The organism is Vibrio tubiashii ATCC 19109 (assembly GCF_000772105.1).
Lineage (GTDB): Bacteria > Pseudomonadota > Gammaproteobacteria > Enterobacterales > Vibrionaceae > Vibrio > Vibrio tubiashii.
Map to the genome: position 1 here is coordinate 156768 of NZ_CP009354.1, position 17751 is coordinate 174518.

18 protein-coding genes are annotated in these 17751 nt (G+C 42.2%); 13 read left to right on the forward strand and 5 right to left on the reverse strand.

Translation table 11 applies throughout. From position 1 onward, the window contains the following. Positions 1–134: 134 nt before the first annotated feature. The 6 genes from IX91_RS00745 (at position 135) to IX91_RS00770 (ending at position 6338) form a co-directional block, all read left to right on the forward strand. A complete protein-coding gene (locus tag IX91_RS00745; protein ID WP_004749495.1) occupies positions 135–1955 on the forward strand; it encodes a hypothetical protein in 1821 nt (606 codons plus the stop codon). Between the two features lie 145 nt (positions 1956–2100). Then, a complete protein-coding gene (locus IX91_RS00750; protein WP_004742928.1) occupies positions 2101–3021 on the forward strand; it encodes a glycosyltransferase in 921 nt (306 codons plus the stop codon). Positions 3022–3122: 101 nt separating this feature from the next. Beyond that, on the forward strand, positions 3123–4253 hold the full coding sequence (locus IX91_RS00755) for an FAD-dependent oxidoreductase (RefSeq protein ID WP_004742929.1): 1131 nt from the start codon (positions 3123–3125) through the stop codon (positions 4251–4253). Between the two features lie 20 nt (positions 4254–4273). After that, entirely contained in the window at positions 4274–5017 is a 744-nt protein-coding gene (locus IX91_RS00760; RefSeq protein ID WP_004742930.1) for a glycosyltransferase, read from the forward strand. Then, positions 5018–5950, forward strand: a complete 933-nt coding sequence (locus IX91_RS00765; RefSeq protein ID WP_004742931.1) for an aldo/keto reductase — start codon at positions 5018–5020, stop codon at positions 5948–5950. A 16-nt stretch (positions 5951–5966) separates the two neighbouring features. After that, the gene (locus IX91_RS00770) at positions 5967–6338 is read left to right on the forward strand and encodes a GtrA family protein (RefSeq protein ID WP_004749496.1); all 372 of its coding nucleotides are present in this window, start codon (positions 5967–5969) and stop codon (positions 6336–6338) included. 568 nt (positions 6339–6906) lie between these two features. On the opposite strand, the gene pssA is transcribed toward IX91_RS00770, so the two are convergent. From pssA to murB, 3 genes are all read right to left on the reverse strand, one after another. Further along, a complete protein-coding gene (gene pssA / locus IX91_RS00775) occupies positions 6907–8247 on the reverse strand; it encodes a CDP-diacylglycerol--serine O-phosphatidyltransferase (RefSeq protein WP_004742933.1) in 1341 nt (446 codons plus the stop codon). Positions 8248–8356: 109 nt separating this feature from the next. Further along, positions 8357–9319, reverse strand: coding sequence for a bifunctional biotin--[acetyl-CoA-carboxylase] ligase/biotin operon repressor BirA (gene birA / locus IX91_RS00780; protein ID WP_004742934.1), 963 nt, complete (start codon positions 9317–9319; stop codon positions 8357–8359). After that, positions 9316–10362, reverse strand: coding sequence for a UDP-N-acetylmuramate dehydrogenase (gene murB / locus IX91_RS00785; protein WP_174329843.1), 1047 nt, complete (start codon positions 10360–10362; stop codon positions 9316–9318). The genes birA and murB overlap by 4 nt, the downstream gene beginning before the upstream one ends. Before the next feature lie 68 nt (positions 10363–10430). On the opposite strand from murB, the gene IX91_RS00790 reads away from it, so the two are divergent. From IX91_RS00790 to groL, 6 genes are all read left to right on the forward strand, one after another. After that, positions 10431–10853, forward strand: coding sequence for a GNAT family N-acetyltransferase (locus IX91_RS00790; RefSeq protein WP_004742936.1), 423 nt, complete (start codon positions 10431–10433; stop codon positions 10851–10853). 57 nt (positions 10854–10910) lie between these two features. Then, positions 10911–11534 carry a helix-turn-helix transcriptional regulator gene (locus IX91_RS00795; RefSeq protein ID WP_004742937.1) on the forward strand — a complete coding sequence of 208 codons (624 nt, stop codon included), beginning with the start codon at positions 10911–10913 and terminating at the stop codon, positions 11532–11534. 106 nt (positions 11535–11640) lie between these two features. Then, entirely contained in the window at positions 11641–11976 is a 336-nt protein-coding gene (locus tag IX91_RS00800; RefSeq protein ID WP_004742938.1) for a DUF3135 domain-containing protein, read from the forward strand. A gap of 137 nt (positions 11977–12113) precedes the next feature. Next, entirely contained in the window at positions 12114–13247 is a 1134-nt protein-coding gene (locus IX91_RS00805) for an LPS O-antigen chain length determinant protein WzzB (RefSeq protein ID WP_004742939.1), read from the forward strand. A gap of 232 nt (positions 13248–13479) precedes the next feature. Beyond that, positions 13480–13770, forward strand: a complete 291-nt coding sequence (locus IX91_RS00810) for a co-chaperone GroES (protein WP_004410737.1) — start codon at positions 13480–13482, stop codon at positions 13768–13770. Between the two features lie 75 nt (positions 13771–13845). Further along, positions 13846–15492 carry a chaperonin GroEL gene (gene groL / locus IX91_RS00815; protein WP_004742940.1) on the forward strand — a complete coding sequence of 549 codons (1647 nt, stop codon included), beginning with the start codon at positions 13846–13848 and terminating at the stop codon, positions 15490–15492. A 57-nt stretch (positions 15493–15549) separates the two neighbouring features. On the opposite strand, the gene IX91_RS00820 is transcribed toward groL, so the two are convergent. Together IX91_RS00820 and IX91_RS00825 are read right to left on the reverse strand one after the other, a co-directional pair. Continuing rightward, positions 15550–16125 carry a uracil-DNA glycosylase family protein gene (locus IX91_RS00820; RefSeq protein WP_004742941.1) on the reverse strand — a complete coding sequence of 192 codons (576 nt, stop codon included), beginning with the start codon at positions 16123–16125 and terminating at the stop codon, positions 15550–15552. Then, positions 16125–17051, reverse strand: a complete 927-nt coding sequence (locus IX91_RS00825; RefSeq protein ID WP_004742942.1) for a D-2-hydroxyacid dehydrogenase — start codon at positions 17049–17051, stop codon at positions 16125–16127. Before IX91_RS00825 ends, IX91_RS00820 begins: the two co-directional genes overlap by 1 nt. Before the next feature lie 84 nt (positions 17052–17135). Between IX91_RS00825 and IX91_RS00830 the strand changes: the two genes are divergently transcribed. Then, the gene (locus tag IX91_RS00830; protein WP_004742943.1) at positions 17136–17723 is read left to right on the forward strand and encodes a YjaG family protein; all 588 of its coding nucleotides are present in this window, start codon (positions 17136–17138) and stop codon (positions 17721–17723) included. Positions 17724–17751: the final 28 nt, after the last annotated feature.

A 17751-nucleotide genomic window follows, 5' to 3' on the forward strand; every position in this document is an offset into this window, starting at 1 on the left:
TGATATAGCATTTTCTCGTGATTAGGCTTTATTATAAACATGATTTATATACAAATCGCAATATGCTTAACAGCACTAGCGGTATGTTTTCTGAAGCCCCTTTTGGCGATATCTTTATGAGACAATAGCGTAAAATGATAAACGAAAAAAAAGATTACATTGCTGTAAAGTTAATTACGCAGCATATCTTGGTCGCCTTATGTGCTATAGGTAGCGTACTTCTTGTGTGTTGGCTTGTTAGATTTGGAGCATATGGTATCGATTTTACCGATGAAAGTTTCTACTTGTTGTGGATAGATGCCCCAAACAGATATTCATGGCCAGCATCGCAATTTGGATTCATTTATCACCCTGTCTACAATTGGTTGGGCGGTGATGTAGCTGCCCTTAGGCGTTTCAACATAATATCCATTTTCGCTCTAGCCTGGATACTATGCGCCATTTTACTTACATCTTTAGAACCACGATTAAAAGAAAATAGAATATATAGCTTGACGATTTCAGCTGGTCTAGCATGTAGTGCTTTGATTTTATTTGATGCTTGGTTGAGCACTCCAAACTATAACAGTCTAAACCTCAAAGCATTACTTGTAGTTTCTATTGGTTTGGTCTTGGCTAATAATACTATGCGATGCTCGAGTGTATTTGGATGGTTTTTAGTTAGTGTTGGTGGTTGGCTAGCTTTTATGGCCAAACCAACTACTGCTTTAGCTTTGGCGTTTGGTGTTTTGATCTATCTCGTTGCTGCTCGTAGATTTTCGATTAAGTTCCTTTTGTTTTCGTTAATATGTGCAATAAGTCTACTCATTATGAGCGCGCTACTTTTTGATGGCTCGATTTCTGGCTTCATAGAGCGACTTCAGTTAGCAACGGAATTTTCTCTTCTTCAGGAAGGTGGATATAGTACTTTTGAAATGCTGCGCATTGACAGTTTTAACTTAAATGTAAAATTACAGGCTATTATAGTAACGCTCTCTTTGATATTGTTTTTTACACTCTATAGTTTATGGGGTGGAAAACTTTTATTTGGCTCATTTATATCCCTGTTGTTTTTTGTGATTACAGGACTGTTAACCCTTGGGTTTATTCATCAATCTGCTGAGTTTGGTGGTTCTCAAGGTTTATTGATGCTTGCGGTTACTGGGGCTATGTTAGTTTTTGTTGCCGTGACTGGAGGAAGTCGACTTAAAATGATTTCTAGGCAGCAGTGGGCTATTGCTGCTTTTTTCTTAATTTCTCCACATATATATGCATTTGGTACAAATGGGAATTACTGGGAGCTGGGAAGTTGGGCTGCGATATTTTGGGTACTCGCGGGGCTGGTCATACTGATTCCAATTATTCGTGAGCGCAACTTATGGGTAGTTCTTATTGCAATTTCTCTTTGTGTTCAGTCGGTCACTGCGGCTCTCCTTCACTCGGGGATAGAGAGTCCTTATCGTCAACCTCAACCTTTAAGGCTGAATTCATCTAGTTTAGAATTAGGCCCTCTAAAATCGGAGTTTGTATTGTCAAATGGCTATGCAAACTATATGTCTAGTGTCATGTCGGTATTCGATAAAGCAGGGTTTGAATCCAATATGCCTATCATTGACCTCACTGGCCAGTCCCCGGGTATTGTCTTCGCGGTAGGTGGTGAAAGTATTGGTCAGGCTTGGCTTATTGGCGGCTACTCTGGAAGTGTAAACTTCACCGAAGCGGCATTTTCAATCACAACATGTGAGAAAATTTCAAAAGCATGGATCTTACATGAGCCACAGGGTCCTCGCAGTATCTCTGCAAATGTAATGCAAAGCTTTGGCTCTGAATTTGCTGAAGATTATAAAAAGGTTGGTTCATGGAAAGTAGCTGATGGAGCTGGAGGCTATCAAACCCGTCCATTGCAAGAACTCTACAAACCTATTGATCCAAAAGAAATAATGAAAAATTGTCAAATGCTTCGTCAAGTTGAATAGATCATATATGGTGGCTGAGGGGTTTAGAGCAAACTATAAACTATCGACTTAGAAAGCGGAATGAAATGTCCCTTCAGCTTCAATAACTAGAATTTTAAATAGAATTAGCGCATATTTCCATGTATGTGCTTAATAGGAGCAAATAATGGAATATTTTCCGGTATTCTTATCTGTTGTCTATGTTGTTCGCAATCAAAGTGAGCAACTGGAAAGCTTTATTCAAACAGCGACTAAGAAGTTATCATCACTTGTTGCCGATTACGAATTGATTATTGTAGATAACGCATCTGATGACGATAGCGTGGCTGCACTTAAAAACTTTAGTGCGCAAACGGGTTACCCCAATTTACAAGTCTATGCTTTAACCAAAGAACTTAATCATGACACAGCGTCATGGGTAGGGTTGGAAAATGCTCTTGGCGATTTTGTTGCAGTTATAGACCCTCTTATTGACGATATAGATTTTTTACCGGAAATGCTTGATAAAGCAGTTCTAGGTGCAGACGTTGTTTTGGCAAGCAATAAGCAAAAGCCTAGACATAGTTTCCCTTATCGCGCGGCCTATGCAACCTTCAATTTCCTTTACAAGTTTTTTAATGGTATTCATTTAGCCAAAGAAGCACCACCTTATAGGCTGCTGAGTAAGCGTGTTGTCAACTTCATTCTACAGCATCCCCAACCTTCCATTACTTATCGACACCTTCCTGCAACGGGAGGCTTCGCACGTGTTAACTTAGAATATAGTGCAAAACCGCTAGCAATTAACACCAAAAAACTAGGGGATAGCGTTGACCGAGGCATGCGCCTTCTCGTTTCTACAACCCAGGCACCTATGCGACTTGTAACATTTCTGTCGTTATTTGGAGCCGCGGCTAACTTGTTTTATTCCTTCTATGTTTTGGGGATTTGGGTCTTCAAAACGGATGTGGCTCCAGGCTGGGTTAGTATGTCATTGCAACAATCAGGAATGTTTTTCTTAATATCTCTCGTGCTATTGGTTCTTGGGGAGTATATCTTACATATGGCTAGTGTAAGTAATGAGGGACCTCTTTACCATGTTGGTTAAGAGTTCACAAGCGCACGCATGACTCGCCGAGAGAAGTTAAATATCGAGGATGTTCAGTCGCCCGCAATCGGAGACACTCACGATTCAGAACGGATTATTTTATGAAAATACACTCCAATACAGCAGACGCAGTTGTAGTCGGTGGGGGATTTTATGGTTCTGCTATCGCTGCTTATCTTGCTAAGACGCGAGGTTTGAGTCGTGTGATTATAGTTGAAAGGGAATCTGAACTATTAATACGTGCTTCATATAATAATCAGGCACGAGTACATAATGGCTACCATTACCCCAGAAGCTTTACTACTGCTTTTCGCAGTAGAGTAAATTTTCCACGCTTCGTACGCGAATGGCGGCAAGCTATTAAGAGCGATTTTGTAAAGTTATACGCCATTGCTAGAAACAACTCTAAAGTAACAGCCAAACAGTTTGAACGATTCTGTAATGAAATTGGAGCGGATATTAAGCCAGCTAATGCAAGTCATAAAAAGCTATTCGAACCTGGATTAATTGAAGATGTATTTCTCGTAGAGGAATATGCCTTTGACGCAAAAAAGCTTGCTGGATGGGCTCTCGCAGAACTTAAAGAGATTGGTGTTGAAATCCAATATTCCACCCATGCACTTTCGATTTCTCGCTCGTCTTCCAATAAAGGGATGACTGTAACCACTCAGTCGAAATCAGGTAGTATTTCATCAATTTCCTGTGATTACGTTTTTAACTGTACCTATAGTGGTCTGAATCAGTTTTCAGGAGATTTTTCCGGAACCCAGACTGATCTCAAGCAAGAAATTACTGAGATGGCATTGCTAAAAGTACCTCCAGAACTTGAAGAAGTTGGAATCACAGTTATGGATGGCCCTTTTTTCTCGATGATGCCTTTTCCTGCGCGTGGACTGCATACACTATCGCACGTTCGCTATACTCCCCACTTGAGCTGGGAAGATATACACGGAGTTGATCCATATACACAGCTAGATAAATATGATTGTGCGACTCGTGTCGACCGTATGATTAGGGATGTCGGACGTTATTTACCATCTATATATGATGCTAAGTATGTTGATTCGCTGTTTGAGGTAAAAACTGTCTTAGTAAAAAATGAAGGGGATGATGGTCGCCCTATTTTATTCGAAAAGCACTCAGATCTTCCTGGTTGCTACTCGATTCTGGGCGGTAAGATAGACAATATTTTCGATGTTTTAGAAAAACTTGATACAGAGTCTTTCTCATAATTAAAGGTTTGCAGCTAGAGATGGCAAGGAAAATTGAAATAACTATACCGGTTTTAAATGAAGAAGCTTCTATCGATGAAAAGATCAATGAGTTGAATACTTATATTGAAGAAAATCTTCAAGACCTCGGTGAAATTAAAATTATAATTGCGGATAATGGATCCACTGACGAAACAAGAGTAAAGGCTGAATTACTCGCGGATAAGCTATTACGCGTTGAATATATGCGCCTGGAAGAGAAAGGTGTGGGTCTTGCGCTGAAATCATCTTGGACTAAGTCAAATGCAGATATCGTTGGTTATATGGACCTGGATCTTGCAACTGATCTGAAACATATTCGACCAGCACTAGCCAAGTTACTATCTATTGATGCTGATATCGTCACTGGTTCTAGATTAAAGAATGGAGCTAAAGTAATTGGTAGATCTCGATTGAGAAACTTCACAAGTGTATCATTTAATACACTTGTAAAGTTGGTATTTCGAACATCATTTAGTGATGGCATGTGTGGATTTAAGTTTTTAAATAGAAGTTTACTTGAAAGCCTAGTGCTCAAAGGAGCAAAAAGTAATGGGTGGTTTTTTGCGACGGAGATACTGATTGTAAGTGAATTTTTAAAGTATCGAGTTTACGATTTACCTGTAACTTGGACCGACGATCCGAACTCTAAAGTAAAGATAGTGAAGTTGTCAATTGAGTATGTTAGGCAAATTATTGCCTTAAAAAAGCTGCTGAATAAAAGCAACACTTTTGTAGAAAATTAAATGATTAAACCTGCATCATCAAATAAAGATATCATATTAGGGACTGCATTATGGGGTTGGGGTATAACGCGCACCGAAGCATTCAAACTCTTGGAAGGGCATTTCGATAATGGTGGGACTATCGTTGATACCGCAACCAATTACCCTATTAATAAGTGCCAAAAGGACTTCGGTCTCGCTATTCGGTGGTTAGAAGAATGGACACGCTTGAACCCGGATACAAAATACTCATTAATGGTCAAACTTGGTTCTAAAAATAATTTAGGTGGTCCTGAGGTAGATCTAGGTAAAAAAAATATTTATGAAACAACAGAGAGATTAAAAGATTCGTTCGGAAGCTCGCTTTCTTGTATTTCTATTCACTGGGATAATAGAGTTACTAGAGATAAAGAAGAGGGTATGGTAAGGGAAACCGTAGAGGCAATGTCAAGGCTTAAAGAAACAGGGCTTAATATTGGCTTGTCTGGTATAAGTGACCCCAAATTGTATTACCTGGCAAGCCCAGACTTAGCGAACGAGTGGGTCATACAGGTTAAAGAGAATATTCTAACTAATCAAGCTCGTCTAGCGTATGAAAAGTATTTTCCACATGCACGATATTTTGCTTATGGAATAAATATGGGTGGTCTAAAGTTAGAAGATTATAGCTGCAACAGCTCTATCCGCCTCAGAGGAATAAAAGTTGATCAATCAATTGTAGATAAGTTGAGAAGAATCCTTAATTCTAGTGATGATATCAAACCCAGTCCAAAAAATTTAAATCAGTTGTCACTGGCTTTTACCCATAGCAATGAGGCGCTTTCGGGAGTTATCATAGGGCCGAGAAACATGAGTCAGTTAGAAGACACGTTCAGGTTTTGGAATGAATTAGAAAAGTCAGATAACAGAGCTATATGGTCTTATCTATTTCAACAAGCTAAGAAAGGTAATTAGTAACGTTCGGTGGACAATGCAGTTTATTAAATTCTTATCAGTTGGAGTTATCAATACAGTTATTGGTTATGGTACGTTCCTCGTCTTTTTAAGGTTTCTCGCAATTGATCCAGAAGTCGCAAATGCTATCGGATATTTGTTTGCGCTGACAGTAGCATTTTTTTTGAATAAAAATTTTGTTTTTGGGGGGGGGAGTCATTCTACATCTAGTATTTCAAGGTTTATTTTTTCTTTTTTGATTTCATTTTTGATTAATCAGAGCGTTTTACATTTTTTTTGCCACTATTTGCAGCTTCCGCCTGAATTATCTCAAATCCCAGCAATGCTGACCTACACGATAGCATTTTTTTTGTTGAACAAATTTTTTGTTTTTAAGCACAAAGTATGACGACTCTGAACGTAAAAATGGTAAGTTATGAAGTTAGTTTCAGACAGGAAGTAAAAAACCTTTGCGAGAGACATAGATATCTCGGATATGGGAGCGGCCTAGCGGTGTCAATGAATGCGTCATAACAGTAAGTAGCAACCGAGATACTTTTGTTCGCTTCATCTCTCGATAGGACTAAGAGCTCACCTCCCATATTATTCGATGCCTAACGGGAAGTCGACGTTTCAACACTTAAAGATTAGCTCTCTGGCATCGCTCGATACGATGTTTTGTTGCAACAAACAGGGCACATGGTACAACAGACTTGAAGCTTCCAGCTTTCTGCGACCAGAGGAGATTTATGCTTTAGTCATTGTTATTACCGATATTCCCAGCAAAACCAATGTTAATTCTTGATAGCGATAAATCGCTTGGATAGTTCCTAGAGCCCATAACTACAAGCTATCGGACAGATATGCTTAAGGTTTACAAACGTTGTTATCTCGAATGACCTAAGTGGTATTGATTGTGTTGAACCACATTCATGTTTCGCTATTAAGAATGGCGTAGATAGGATGTCTCTATAACATCACAAAATCTGCCTCAAAACCCGATCTGCGCTAACCCTAGTAATCTTACGCATCAGCTTCTGAACGGCATCAGGGTAATCTTCTGCTTTCTCTAACTGTCTGTAAGTACAAATGAGTTGGGTGTGCTGGAGAATATTCTCCACCTCTTTCTCAAATTGAGGTGTTAGGTGGTGGAAGTTATCTTGGATAAATAGAGCGTTTTCTAAGTCTAAGCTCCAAGCCCTTGGGTTGAGGTTATTACCCGTAATCAGCATGTAGCGCTTGTCTACCCAGATACCTTTTAGATGGAAGCTGTTTTCTTCATGCTTCCATAAATGGATAGACAATTTACGGCTTGCGATATTGGCCTCATTTGACTTGGCAAACTGGCGTAAGTTTCGCTCATAAAGGTAGGGCAGCCCACCGATAGTTTTGAACTCTTCCTCAGGAGAGATATAAAAGTCATTCGCCGTTTTATCACCTACGACGATAGTCACTTTCACACCACGCTTAAGTGCTTTTTTAACTTCCTTAGCCACGCTGCGCGGGAAGTTAAAATAAGGTGTACAGATGAAAATCTCGTCTTTGGCCTGTGCTAGTAACTGGTTGATACCTTGATTAAGCTTGTTGCGTTTTTTACCCACGCCTACGATAGGTGTTACAGCAACCTGTTCTTGAGATGCAGTCTGTGACTCAAATTGATAAGAGGATTTAGCAAGAGAAGCTCTCAATTGACGAATCTGAGGTTTTATCTCTTTAGTTTCTGGCTTATTTGAACATGCTAAATTGTTAACCGCAGGGTGGTCTATCATCTCTTTATGAACGAAGTTGACCATACTATCGGCTAGTGCTTTGTTATTTAGCACATGATAGCGGTCGAAACGATAACGTTCTTTGTAGTTGAGATAGATGTTGTTAAGACTTGCGCCACTGTAGATAACCTGGTCATCAATAATGAAGCCTTTTAAGTGCAAAACGCCGAAGACTTCACGTCCACGAACTGGAACACCATAGATAGGAATTCTGTGCTCGTAATTATCCGCAAAGCTCTTATACATAGAGGCGTTGGTTTCGCCAGGTTCAGCACCGATTAAGCCGCGCTGAGCACGATGCCAATCAACACATACATTGATTTCTAGACCAGGGTTGCGCTGTTTGGCTTCATAGAGTTCAGTTAAGATCTCTCTTCCTGCTTCATCATCCTCCAAATAAAGAGCAACCAGGTAGATTCGTTTACTTGCCTGACGAATCGCTTCTATTAAGCGAGTTCGAAAATCTTTAGCTGCATAAAGTGTCTCAAACTGAGCTGGATCTTGCGCCAAAGTAGGAAGTTGTTCGAATAAGTTCCTATTAGTCATCATGTTGGATGGGTTACCTTTACTTAAAGTGGACAAGGATATTAGCAAAATGTGCTAGCAGTTCCTAGCTACCAGATCCTAGTTCGACAATGCGAGTTGTAAAACCTGTGATTTACTGATTAGGACGAAGGCTGATTTCACCACCGATGAAGGTTTCTAACCCATTTTCGGTTTCTAAAAGAACTGCGCCTTGTTCGTTGATACCTCTGGCGATTCCGCTAATCTCCCTAGGTCCCATAAGCAGTTTTACTGAACGGTTGATAAAGTTATCCAAGCGATTCCATCTCTCGACAAAGCCTGCCATCCCATACAGTTCATAATCATCTAAAGCTTTGTGTAGGGTGGTTATCATGGTAATCGCCAGTTGGTTTCTATCAATCAGTTGATTATCTGCCACCTCATCTAGGCTAGCCCAGGGCTGGGTAATGCCTTCTGTTGCCTCAGACATCATCAAGTTGAGGCCCATACCAATGACAAGGTTGGCCGCTGCACCAGCTTGGCCTGACATTTCGACTAGAATGCCAGCGAGCTTCTTGTCTTGATAATAGAGGTCATTCGGCCATTTTAATTTTACACCTGCTAATCCCATCTTTTCGAGAGCTTCAACGATTGCCACGCCAACTACTAGACTTAGTCCCATTGCGGCCGCCATACCAGCATCTAAACGCCAAAACATCGAGAGGTATAGGTTCGAGCCAAAAGGGGATACCCACTCGCGTCCGCGGCGACCTCTTCCTTTGGCCTGATACTCAGCAATACACACTGATCCAGATTCTAAGCTATCAACTCGATCAAGTAGATATTGGTTGGTTGAGTCAATAATAGGTATTAGTTCTACTCGATTAGCTAAACTATTTTGAAGGATCTCTTTGTCGAGCAATTGCATAGGCTTGGCGAGCTGATAGCCCTTGCCCTGCACGCGAAACACGTCGACGCCCCAAGCTTGGATACCTTTAATATGCTTACTGATCGCGGCTCTGGATACGCCAAGCTTATCTCCTAGCTCTTCTCCAGAGTGAAAGCCGCCTTGAGATAAAGCCTTCAAGATAGAAAGTTTTACGGAATGCTCTTTCATTGTTGGCTCTCTAATATTGTTTCTAGATTCGTTTCTGCATGAGAACCAATAAATCTCACTTCATGCTCTAATTCTATCTGATATTTTTCCAATACAGTTTGACGTACTGTTTCTGCTAGTTTGAGCACATCATTTGCCGATGCATTGTTTGTATTAACTAGCACCAATGCTTGCTTAGGGTGGACTTGAGCGCCACCGATTTGATGCCCTTTCAATTGGCATTGATCTATTAGCCAGCCAGCGGCGATTTTTGCGCCATTTTGTGTTGGGTACGCGGCAATATTGGGGAATTGTTTACTCAAATTTTCGAACTGCTGGTTCGAGATAACCGGGTTCTTAAAGAAGCTGCCTGCATTGCCTAGCTTGGCAGGGTCAGGCAGCTTTTCCATTCGGATTTGGCAAACTCGCTCAAACACCTGCTGCGCGGTGAGCGTTTCGCTCTGAAGAGATTGAAGCGGGCCATATTCGATATTCGCTGACCACTGTTTTGGGAGTTTCAAGCCAATCGCTACAACCATGACTTTTTCAAACAGTTCATGTTTAAAAATGGAGTCTCGATAGCCAAATTGACACTCTTCAGCACTCAAGCGCTTGGTATTGAAGGTTTCTAAACAAAGTACGTCGACATATTCGCAGGTATCTTTAAGCTCAACACCATAAGCGCCGATGTTTTGAATCGGAGCGCTGCCCGCACAGCCGGGGATGAGAGCGAGGTTCTCTAACCCAAAGTAACCTTGTTCAACACTCCACTTCACCAAGCTTGGCCAATCTTCACCACCAGCGATATGCAGATGCCAATGCGTTTCGGTTTCACTGACCGACTTTCCGAGCAACTTATTGAGTACCACCACACCTTGGTAGGGCTGGGTAAACAAAACATTGCTGCCTTTACCTAAAATCAGTTTAGGAAGGCTTAACCACTCTTGCTTTTGATAGACATGTTTGATTTCTTCAACGGTTGTGACTTCAACCAGATAAGAGCAGGTTTGCGAGATAGAAAAGGTATGACAGCGACTAAGATCTGCGTTAGCTAATATTTGCATCGGATTCATCGAGTAATCTAAACTGCCTGCATTCTACCCTAAATTGAAGTTTGGTGATAATGAGCCCAATGCAGATTGAAACCTTAGACCCAATCAAACTCCCCCTTATCTCGCGTTTGTACAAAGCTCACTATCCTTCAGGCAAGGCGAAAAAGGATGAGCTGACAATTGTTGGTTCCATTGATCAACAAATCGTCTCACTGGTTCGTTTTAGAAATATTGATCAGTATCGTTTGCTAACAGGAATGCTAGTTTTACCAGAACATAGGGGAAGCGGCTTAGGTCATCAGTTAATGGGCTACTGCGCTCAGTATGTTTTATCGGATCATGACTTCTGCTTTGCCTACGCACATCTAGAAACATTTTATGCTCAACATAACTTCAAGACGATTGATGCGAGTCAGTTACCTAACTCGCTAAAAGGGCTGTTTGAACGTTATAGCCTGAAGAAGAAACTTGTAGCGATGAAGTACGTCAAACCATCTCGGTAAAGCGTTTGCTTTATAAAGCTGATGCTCCATAATATTTCAGTGATTGAGGGAGCAAGCATGAAAAGCGCCGACAAAATATTACAGACCATAAAAAGAGAGGGGGCTGTTACTGCTAAGCAGCTTGCTGACGCACTCGATATGACTACCATGGGGGCGCGTCAACACCTACAAACTCTTGAGAATGACGATTTACTGACTTTCGAAGACCTAAAAGTTAAAGTAGGAAGACCTACGCGGCACTGGTCGCTGACAAAGAAAGGTCATGCGCAATTTGCTGATCGTCATAGTGAGCTGACTATTCAAGTCATAGAAGCGGTCGAAAACCTGTTTGGTCAAGAGGGTTTGCAAAAAGTGGCCAATGAGCGGGAAGCGAAAACGTTAGATCACTACCAAGAAGAACTCAGCCTTTTTGCCGACTCCTTTTCTAAGCTGAAAAGGCTGGTTGAATTGCGGCAACAAGAAGGCTACATGGCGGAGCTTGAAAAGACAGACTGTGGTTACTTGTTGATTGAAAACCACTGTCCTATTTGTAAGGCTGCGACACGTTGTCCGAGTTTGTGTCGCTCAGAATTAGCTATTTTTCAGACTTTACTTGGTGACAAGTTATCTGTCGAACGCACAGAACATATCGTTGCTGGGCAGAGAAGGTGTGTCTATCAAATTAAAGGCATGCCAGTTTAAAGTGTCTCAAATGTAAGAAAAGAATTTTCAGGCTCCTCAATTTTGTCTGAATCGCCTATCCTTACATTGCGGTGTTGATAATTTAGTCATCACCAAGGGAGGCAGTATGAGTTCACCATTAATTAATCAAACCTTACCTTCTTTCGATGAGCTAATGGCACTGGCAGAACATAATCCGGAAGGCTTTACCCAGCTAAAGCAAGATATGTGTAAAGAGATGATTCTTTCGGCTTCAGAAGAAATGCAAGACCGATTATGGGCGCAGCAAAGCCATATTGATCGTGTAGTCGGAACCTGCAAAAACCCCAATCATGCCAATGTGCTCCTCATGCGTGAGCTGGTTTCCCAAATGGTAAAATTCCAGGATGTGCTTGATGGTGATGTGAGCGAGATAGACTCTCAGCACAGTGCGCAGGTTATTCCTTTGGATGATTGGCGTTAGTATCAGCTAATTGATGATCGCGCTCTCCTTTTCCAGACTGCTAACACTGTCCGATGGTTACAGGCTATGCTAGTATTCACGGATTAAAATGAATATCTTTAGTTAACATAAGCAAGTTGCTTGTAAAAGGACTACGTGTGAGCGAGCAAAACCAACCACTAACAAATCAACATTACTCACCTCAAATACCTTCAGCTTTTCAATCTAATGATGAAATTGACCTTCGAGAGTTATTCAAAGCTCTTTGGGATGGCAAGTTAATTGTCATTATTACCACGTTAGTCTTTGCAGTAGGGGCAGTGGCTTTTGCGCTTAACTCTCAAGAATGGTGGTCTTCAAAAGCAAAAATCACTCAACCACAGACACAAGATATTGCTGCTTACCAACAACAGGTTAAACAATTCCAACCCGTATTCGATATTTATCAAGATGACGGCACGGTACTTGTTAATTACGAACTGGAGAGCTTGATTGATACGAAGGTTTTATTTAAGCGCTTTGTCGATGCTTTTAACTCAAGCAATAATAAAAGAGGTTTTTTAGATGCGAGTGAAGAGTTCCAACGCTTTAAAGATAAGTTAGATACAGATACAGATACAGATACAGGTGATGTAGAACGTCGTTTGTATGCTGAATGGTTCCAAAAAATCACAGCTAAGCAAGATGGCAGGGATGAGCTGGCTCCATATGACATCTCGCTCCAATCAACTACCAAAGAAAGCAGCTATTCATTGCTAAATGAATATATCGCTATTATTGAACGTAAAGCTCACTACGATGCTTTAAACAACTTACAAGCTATTGTGGACAGTAAGCGTAATGAATTGGTCCAACAAAAACGAATTTTAGAGAGCCAAGCAGCCAACAAGTTACTTGTTGAAGCAGAAAGAGCTAAGTATGCAATGGATATAGCCAAAGCAGCCGGTGTGACGCAACCGATTCAAACTAACAGTAGCAATGAATTATTTGGTATTGATTTAGGTACTAAAGCACTGGAAGCGAAAGTTAAAGCGTTAGAGTCAGTAAAAAACTTAAGTGTTGTGGAGCCGCGCCTCCAGCAAATTAATGCTAAGTTAGATATGCTTGAAAATATTAAGATAGATCGAACGATTCAATTCCAATCATTTCGTTTCTTAGAAAATGTCGAGCAACCCATTACACGAGATAAGCCTAAACGAGCTTTGATTGCTGTTTTGGGTACCTTACTTGGCAGTATGCTAGGCGTAGCGATTGTTCTTATTCGCTTTGCATTTCGCAGAGAAGAAGATTAAGTAGGCTTAACTTTCTTGCTTTCAAACGCCTCACAAGCTACAAACTTGTGAGGCGTTTTTGTTTACCTCTCTATGATTAACCTTATCTCTGAACCAGATCACAAAAATCCACTGCTTCCCCCTTGGATTTCCTGAATTTATCCCACATATAGAAAGCACAAGACTTTGAAGCCTTGTGCTTTCGCGCAATGCAATTATCAAACAACATGGAAATTTTCAGGAGAGACGACCGATGAACATTCGTCCATTACACGACCGAGTTATCGTAGAACGCCAAGAAGTTGAATCTAAGTCAGCAGGTGGCATCGTTCTGACTGGTTCTGCTGCAGAGAAATCGACTCGCGGTGTTGTACTAGCTGTGGGTAAAGGCCGCATCCTAGAAAACGGTACTGTGCTACCGTTGGACGTTAAAGTTGGCGACACTGTTATTTTCGCTGAAGGTTACGGTACTAAAACTGAAAAAATTGACGGTAAAGAAGTGCTAGTTATGTCTGAAAACGACATCATGGCGATCGTTGAATAATAGCAATCATTGAGTAATTTTTTGCTCAGATTCAGCTGAAAATCAAAACAAAGAATTTAGAAAAGGAAACTAAAGATGGCTGCTAAAGACGTTAAATTTGGTAACGACGCACGCGTAAAAATGCTAGAAGGTGTAAACGTTCTGGCTGACGCAGTAAAAGTAACACTAGGCCCTAAAGGTCGTAACGTTGTTCTAGACAAATCTTTCGGTGCACCAACCATTACTAAAGATGGTGTATCTGTAGCGCGCGAAATCGAACTTGAAGACAAGTTCCAAAACATGGGCGCGCAAATGGTTAAAGAAGTCGCGTCTCAAGCAAATGACGCTGCGGGTGACGGTACAACAACGGCAACAGTACTTGCTCAAGCTATCGTTAACGAAGGCTTAAAAGCGGTTGCTGCGGGTATGAACCCAATGGATCTTAAGCGTGGTATCGACAAAGCGGTTGTTGCTGCTGTTGAAGAGCTAAAAGCGCTGTCCGTTCCATGTGAAGACACTAAAGCGATAGCTCAGGTAGGTACTATCTCTGCGAACTCTGATTCAAGCGTTGGTAACATCATTGCTGAAGCGATGGAAAAAGTCGGTCGTGATGGCGTTATCACTGTTGAAGAAGGTCAGGCTCTACAAGATGAGCTAGACGTGGTTGAAGGTATGCAATTCGATCGTGGTTACCTATCGCCTTACTTCATCAACAACCAAGAAGCAGGTTCTGTTGATCTAGAGAATCCATTCATTCTTCTAATCGACAAGAAAGTTTCAAACATCCGTGAACTTCTTCCGACTCTAGAAGCAGTAGCAAAAGCTTCTCGCCCTCTACTTATTATCGCAGAAGATGTTGAAGGTGAAGCACTTGCAACACTAGTTGTGAACAATATGCGTGGCATCGTGAAAGTTGCGGCGGTTAAAGCGCCTGGTTTCGGTGACCGTCGTAAAGCTATGCTACAAGACATTGCTATCCTAACTGGCGGTACAGTGATTTCTGAAGAAGTCGGTCTAGAGCTAGAGAAAGTGGTTCTAGAAGACCTAGGTCAAGCGAAGCGCGTTGCTATCACTAAAGAAAACACAACTATCATCGATGGCATTGGTGAAGAAGCAATGATCTCTGGTCGTGTTGCTCAAATCCGTCAGCAAATCGAAGAAGCGACTTCAGACTACGACAAAGAGAAGCTACAAGAGCGTGTTGCTAAACTGGCAGGCGGTGTTGCAGTGATCAAAGTTGGCGCAGCGACTGAAGTTGAAATGAAAGAGAAGAAAGACCGTGTAGAAGATGCACTACATGCAACTCGCGCAGCGGTTGAGGAAGGTGTTGTGGCTGGTGGCGGTGTGGCATTAATCCGCGCAGCTTCTAAGATCACTGAACTTCAAGGCGACAACGAAGAGCAAAACGTGGGTATCCGCGTAGCTCTACGTGCAATGGAAGCGCCTATCCGTCAAATCACTAAGAACGCTGGTGACGAAGAGTCTGTAGTGGCCAACAACGTGAAAGGCGGTGAAGGTTCTTACGGCTACAATGCTGCAACGGGTGAGTACGGCGACATGATCGCAATGGGTATCTTAGATCCAACTAAGGTTACTCGTAGCGCACTTCAGTTCGCTGCATCAGTAGCAGGTCTAATGATCACCACAGAAGCTATGGTAACAGACCTACCACAAAAAGATGCTCCTGCAATGCCTGATATGGGCGGCATGGGTGGTATGGGTGGCATGGGTGGTATGATGTAATCCCCTGAGCTACCTACAGCGATTTAAAAACGGAGACTTCGGTCTCCGTTTTTGTTTTTATAGGTCTAACTGTTGGTGCACATAGCCGCGAATAAACGGCACAACCTCAGCTTCAAACCAAGGGTTTTTCTTTAACCACAAAGTATTACGTGGTGATGGATGAGGTAGGGGGAGGTAGCTGGGTGCCCAGCGTTGCCATTGCTGAACCGTCTCGGTTAGTGTTTTCGGTTTATCGGACAAATAGTAATTCTGTGCATATTGACCGATGAGCAGCGTCATACCTATGTTAGGCAGTTGCTCAAGAACGCGCTGGTGCCAGAGTGGCGCGCATTCTTCACGCGGCGGTAAGTCGCCACTTTTGCCTTTGCCCGGATAACATAAGCCCATTGGCATAATGGCAATCTTATTAGGGTCGTAGAAGGTTTCTTTGTCGAGCGCTAGCCACTCACGCAGCCGATTACCGCTTGGATCATTCCAAGGTATTGAGGTTTCATGGACTCTCGTCCCTGGCGCTTGGCCTATGATTAACAGTTTCGCAGAACTAGAGGCTTGGATGACAGGATTGGCTCCCAGTGGCAGAGAAGGCTCGCAAGCTTTGCAAGCTCGGATCTCTTTCAATAGCGGTTCTAACATCAGTAACCTTTATTTAGGTCGACCACGTTCATCAGCCCAAAACCATCACGCCAACGCTGATAGTTTTCGGCAAAAATGTCGATCACTTGTTCAGGGAAACTTAAAGCTGCGATATGGGGAGTAATAGTTATCCTCTCATGTTGCCAGAATGGGTGATCTTCATTTAGTGGTTCTTGTGTGAACACATCCAGATAAGCATGACTGATGCTGCCGCTATCAATCGCTGCGAGTAACCCATCTTCATCGACTGCACTACCGCGACCGACATTAAACAGCAAAGCACCTGAACAGTGACCCAAACTCTCACTATTGAGGATATTTTCTGTTTCAGGAGTGTTTGGCAAGGTGTTAACAACAATGTCCGCCTGTTTTAAGGCTGTGGCCAGTTCTTGAATATGATAAGTCGCATCAAAAGGGGACTGTTTGCCAGGAATGCCACTTCTATTAACGCCAATCGGCACGATGGCAAAACCCTTCGCGACGCTCGCAAGATAAGCGCCTATCGAACCGGTACCAAGGATAACCATGTTCTTTTTCACCAGAGATAGGTAAGGCTTGGGCTGCCACTGATTTTGTGTTTGCAGCAGTCGGTAGTGATTAAAGTGACGATAGTGCTCAATGGTATAACCCAAGACGTATTCGGCGATTTGCTGACCGAAAATACCTTTTACATTGGTGAGCTCGCCTGAGAAGTCGTCTAGTTGGCTCACTAGGGCATCGACGCCAGCATAAATAGATTGAATCCATTCGACGTTGGGGAAATCATCAATATGTTTAGCGGCGAGTGGGGGCGAAGCAAGTAGGATGGTTGCCTCACTGCGCGATGTAGTGAATTCGAGTTCAGGAAGTGCCGCTTGTTCGAGTAACTGTTGGTAGCGGCCATCATCTTCGGTAAGAAGATAAACTTTATGAGTGAAATTGTTCATCGCCTTGCTTTTTTCCCTGTTGGTTATCAAGTACACTTTCGTTGTCTAATTCAGCAACTAGGTCAACTGACCCAAAGAGTCTCTATGCTACAGAACCCTCTTCAGCTTCGTCTTGAGAAGTTAGAACCATGGCAACAGATTACCTTTATGGCGAGTCTGTGTGAACGTATGTACCCAAACTATGCAATGTTTTGTGATAGCACCGAGTTTGCCGAAGCGCGAGTTTACCGTGATATTTTAGACAGCATCTGGGAACAGCTCACTGTCAAAACGGCAAAAGTGAACTTTGAGCGTCAGCTAGAAAAGCTAGAAGAGATCATTCCAAGCTCAGAAGATTTTGATTTTTATGGCGTTTACCCAGCGATTGACGCTTGTGTTGCCTTGTCTAACCTTTTACATGGCTTGCTAGATAGAGATTATCTGTTTGAAAACATGCACAAAGTGAGTCAGCAGTCGGTGATGACAGTGGCTCAACTTGAAGAAGCACAAACAGGTGAAGAGATTACTAACGATAACCAAAAACAGAATGAAGCAGTTTGCGGTGAATGGGATGTGCAATGGGCGATCTTCCGTCCATTGAGAGAAGCTGAACAACGTGATATTGAATTGATCAAAGATTTACGTGCTGAGCTTCGCGATGAAGGTGTCAGCAATATTGGCATCGAGCTATAGAGAAATCCTCCATAGTTAGGTATTCCCT

Bases quoted from the DNA above. Each gene is read 5' to 3' on its own strand.
- IX91_RS00745 (WP_004749495.1), top strand. From the start codon at position 135: ATGATAAACGAAAAAAAAGATTACATTGCTGTAAAGTTAATTACGCAG.
- IX91_RS00750 (WP_004742928.1), top strand. From the start codon at position 2,101: ATGGAATATTTTCCGGTATTCTTATCTGTTGTCTATGTTGTTCGCAAT.
- IX91_RS00755 (WP_004742929.1), top strand. From the start codon at position 3,123: ATGAAAATACACTCCAATACAGCAGACGCAGTTGTAGTCGGTGGGGGA.
- IX91_RS00760 (WP_004742930.1), top strand. From the start codon at position 4,274: ATGGCAAGGAAAATTGAAATAACTATACCGGTTTTAAATGAAGAAGCT.
- IX91_RS00765 (WP_004742931.1), top strand. From the start codon at position 5,018: ATGATTAAACCTGCATCATCAAATAAAGATATCATATTAGGGACTGCA.
- IX91_RS00770 (WP_004749496.1), top strand. From the start codon at position 5,967: ATGCAGTTTATTAAATTCTTATCAGTTGGAGTTATCAATACAGTTATT.
- pssA (WP_004742933.1), bottom strand. From the start codon at position 8,247: ATGATGACTAATAGGAACTTATTCGAACAACTTCCTACTTTGGCGCAA.
- birA (WP_004742934.1), bottom strand. From the start codon at position 9,319: ATGAAAGAGCATTCCGTAAAACTTTCTATCTTGAAGGCTTTATCTCAA.
- murB (WP_174329843.1), bottom strand. From the start codon at position 10,362: ATGCAAATATTAGCTAACGCAGATCTTAGTCGCTGTCATACCTTTTCT.
- IX91_RS00790 (WP_004742936.1), top strand. From the start codon at position 10,431: ATGCAGATTGAAACCTTAGACCCAATCAAACTCCCCCTTATCTCGCGT.
- IX91_RS00795 (WP_004742937.1), top strand. From the start codon at position 10,911: ATGAAAAGCGCCGACAAAATATTACAGACCATAAAAAGAGAGGGGGCT.
- IX91_RS00800 (WP_004742938.1), top strand. From the start codon at position 11,641: ATGAGTTCACCATTAATTAATCAAACCTTACCTTCTTTCGATGAGCTA.
- IX91_RS00810 (WP_004410737.1), top strand. From the start codon at position 13,480: ATGAACATTCGTCCATTACACGACCGAGTTATCGTAGAACGCCAAGAA.
- groL (WP_004742940.1), top strand. From the start codon at position 13,846: ATGGCTGCTAAAGACGTTAAATTTGGTAACGACGCACGCGTAAAAATG.
- IX91_RS00820 (WP_004742941.1), bottom strand. From the start codon at position 16,125: ATGTTAGAACCGCTATTGAAAGAGATCCGAGCTTGCAAAGCTTGCGAG.
- IX91_RS00825 (WP_004742942.1), bottom strand. From the start codon at position 17,051: ATGAACAATTTCACTCATAAAGTTTATCTTCTTACCGAAGATGATGGC.
- IX91_RS00830 (WP_004742943.1), top strand. From the start codon at position 17,136: ATGCTACAGAACCCTCTTCAGCTTCGTCTTGAGAAGTTAGAACCATGG.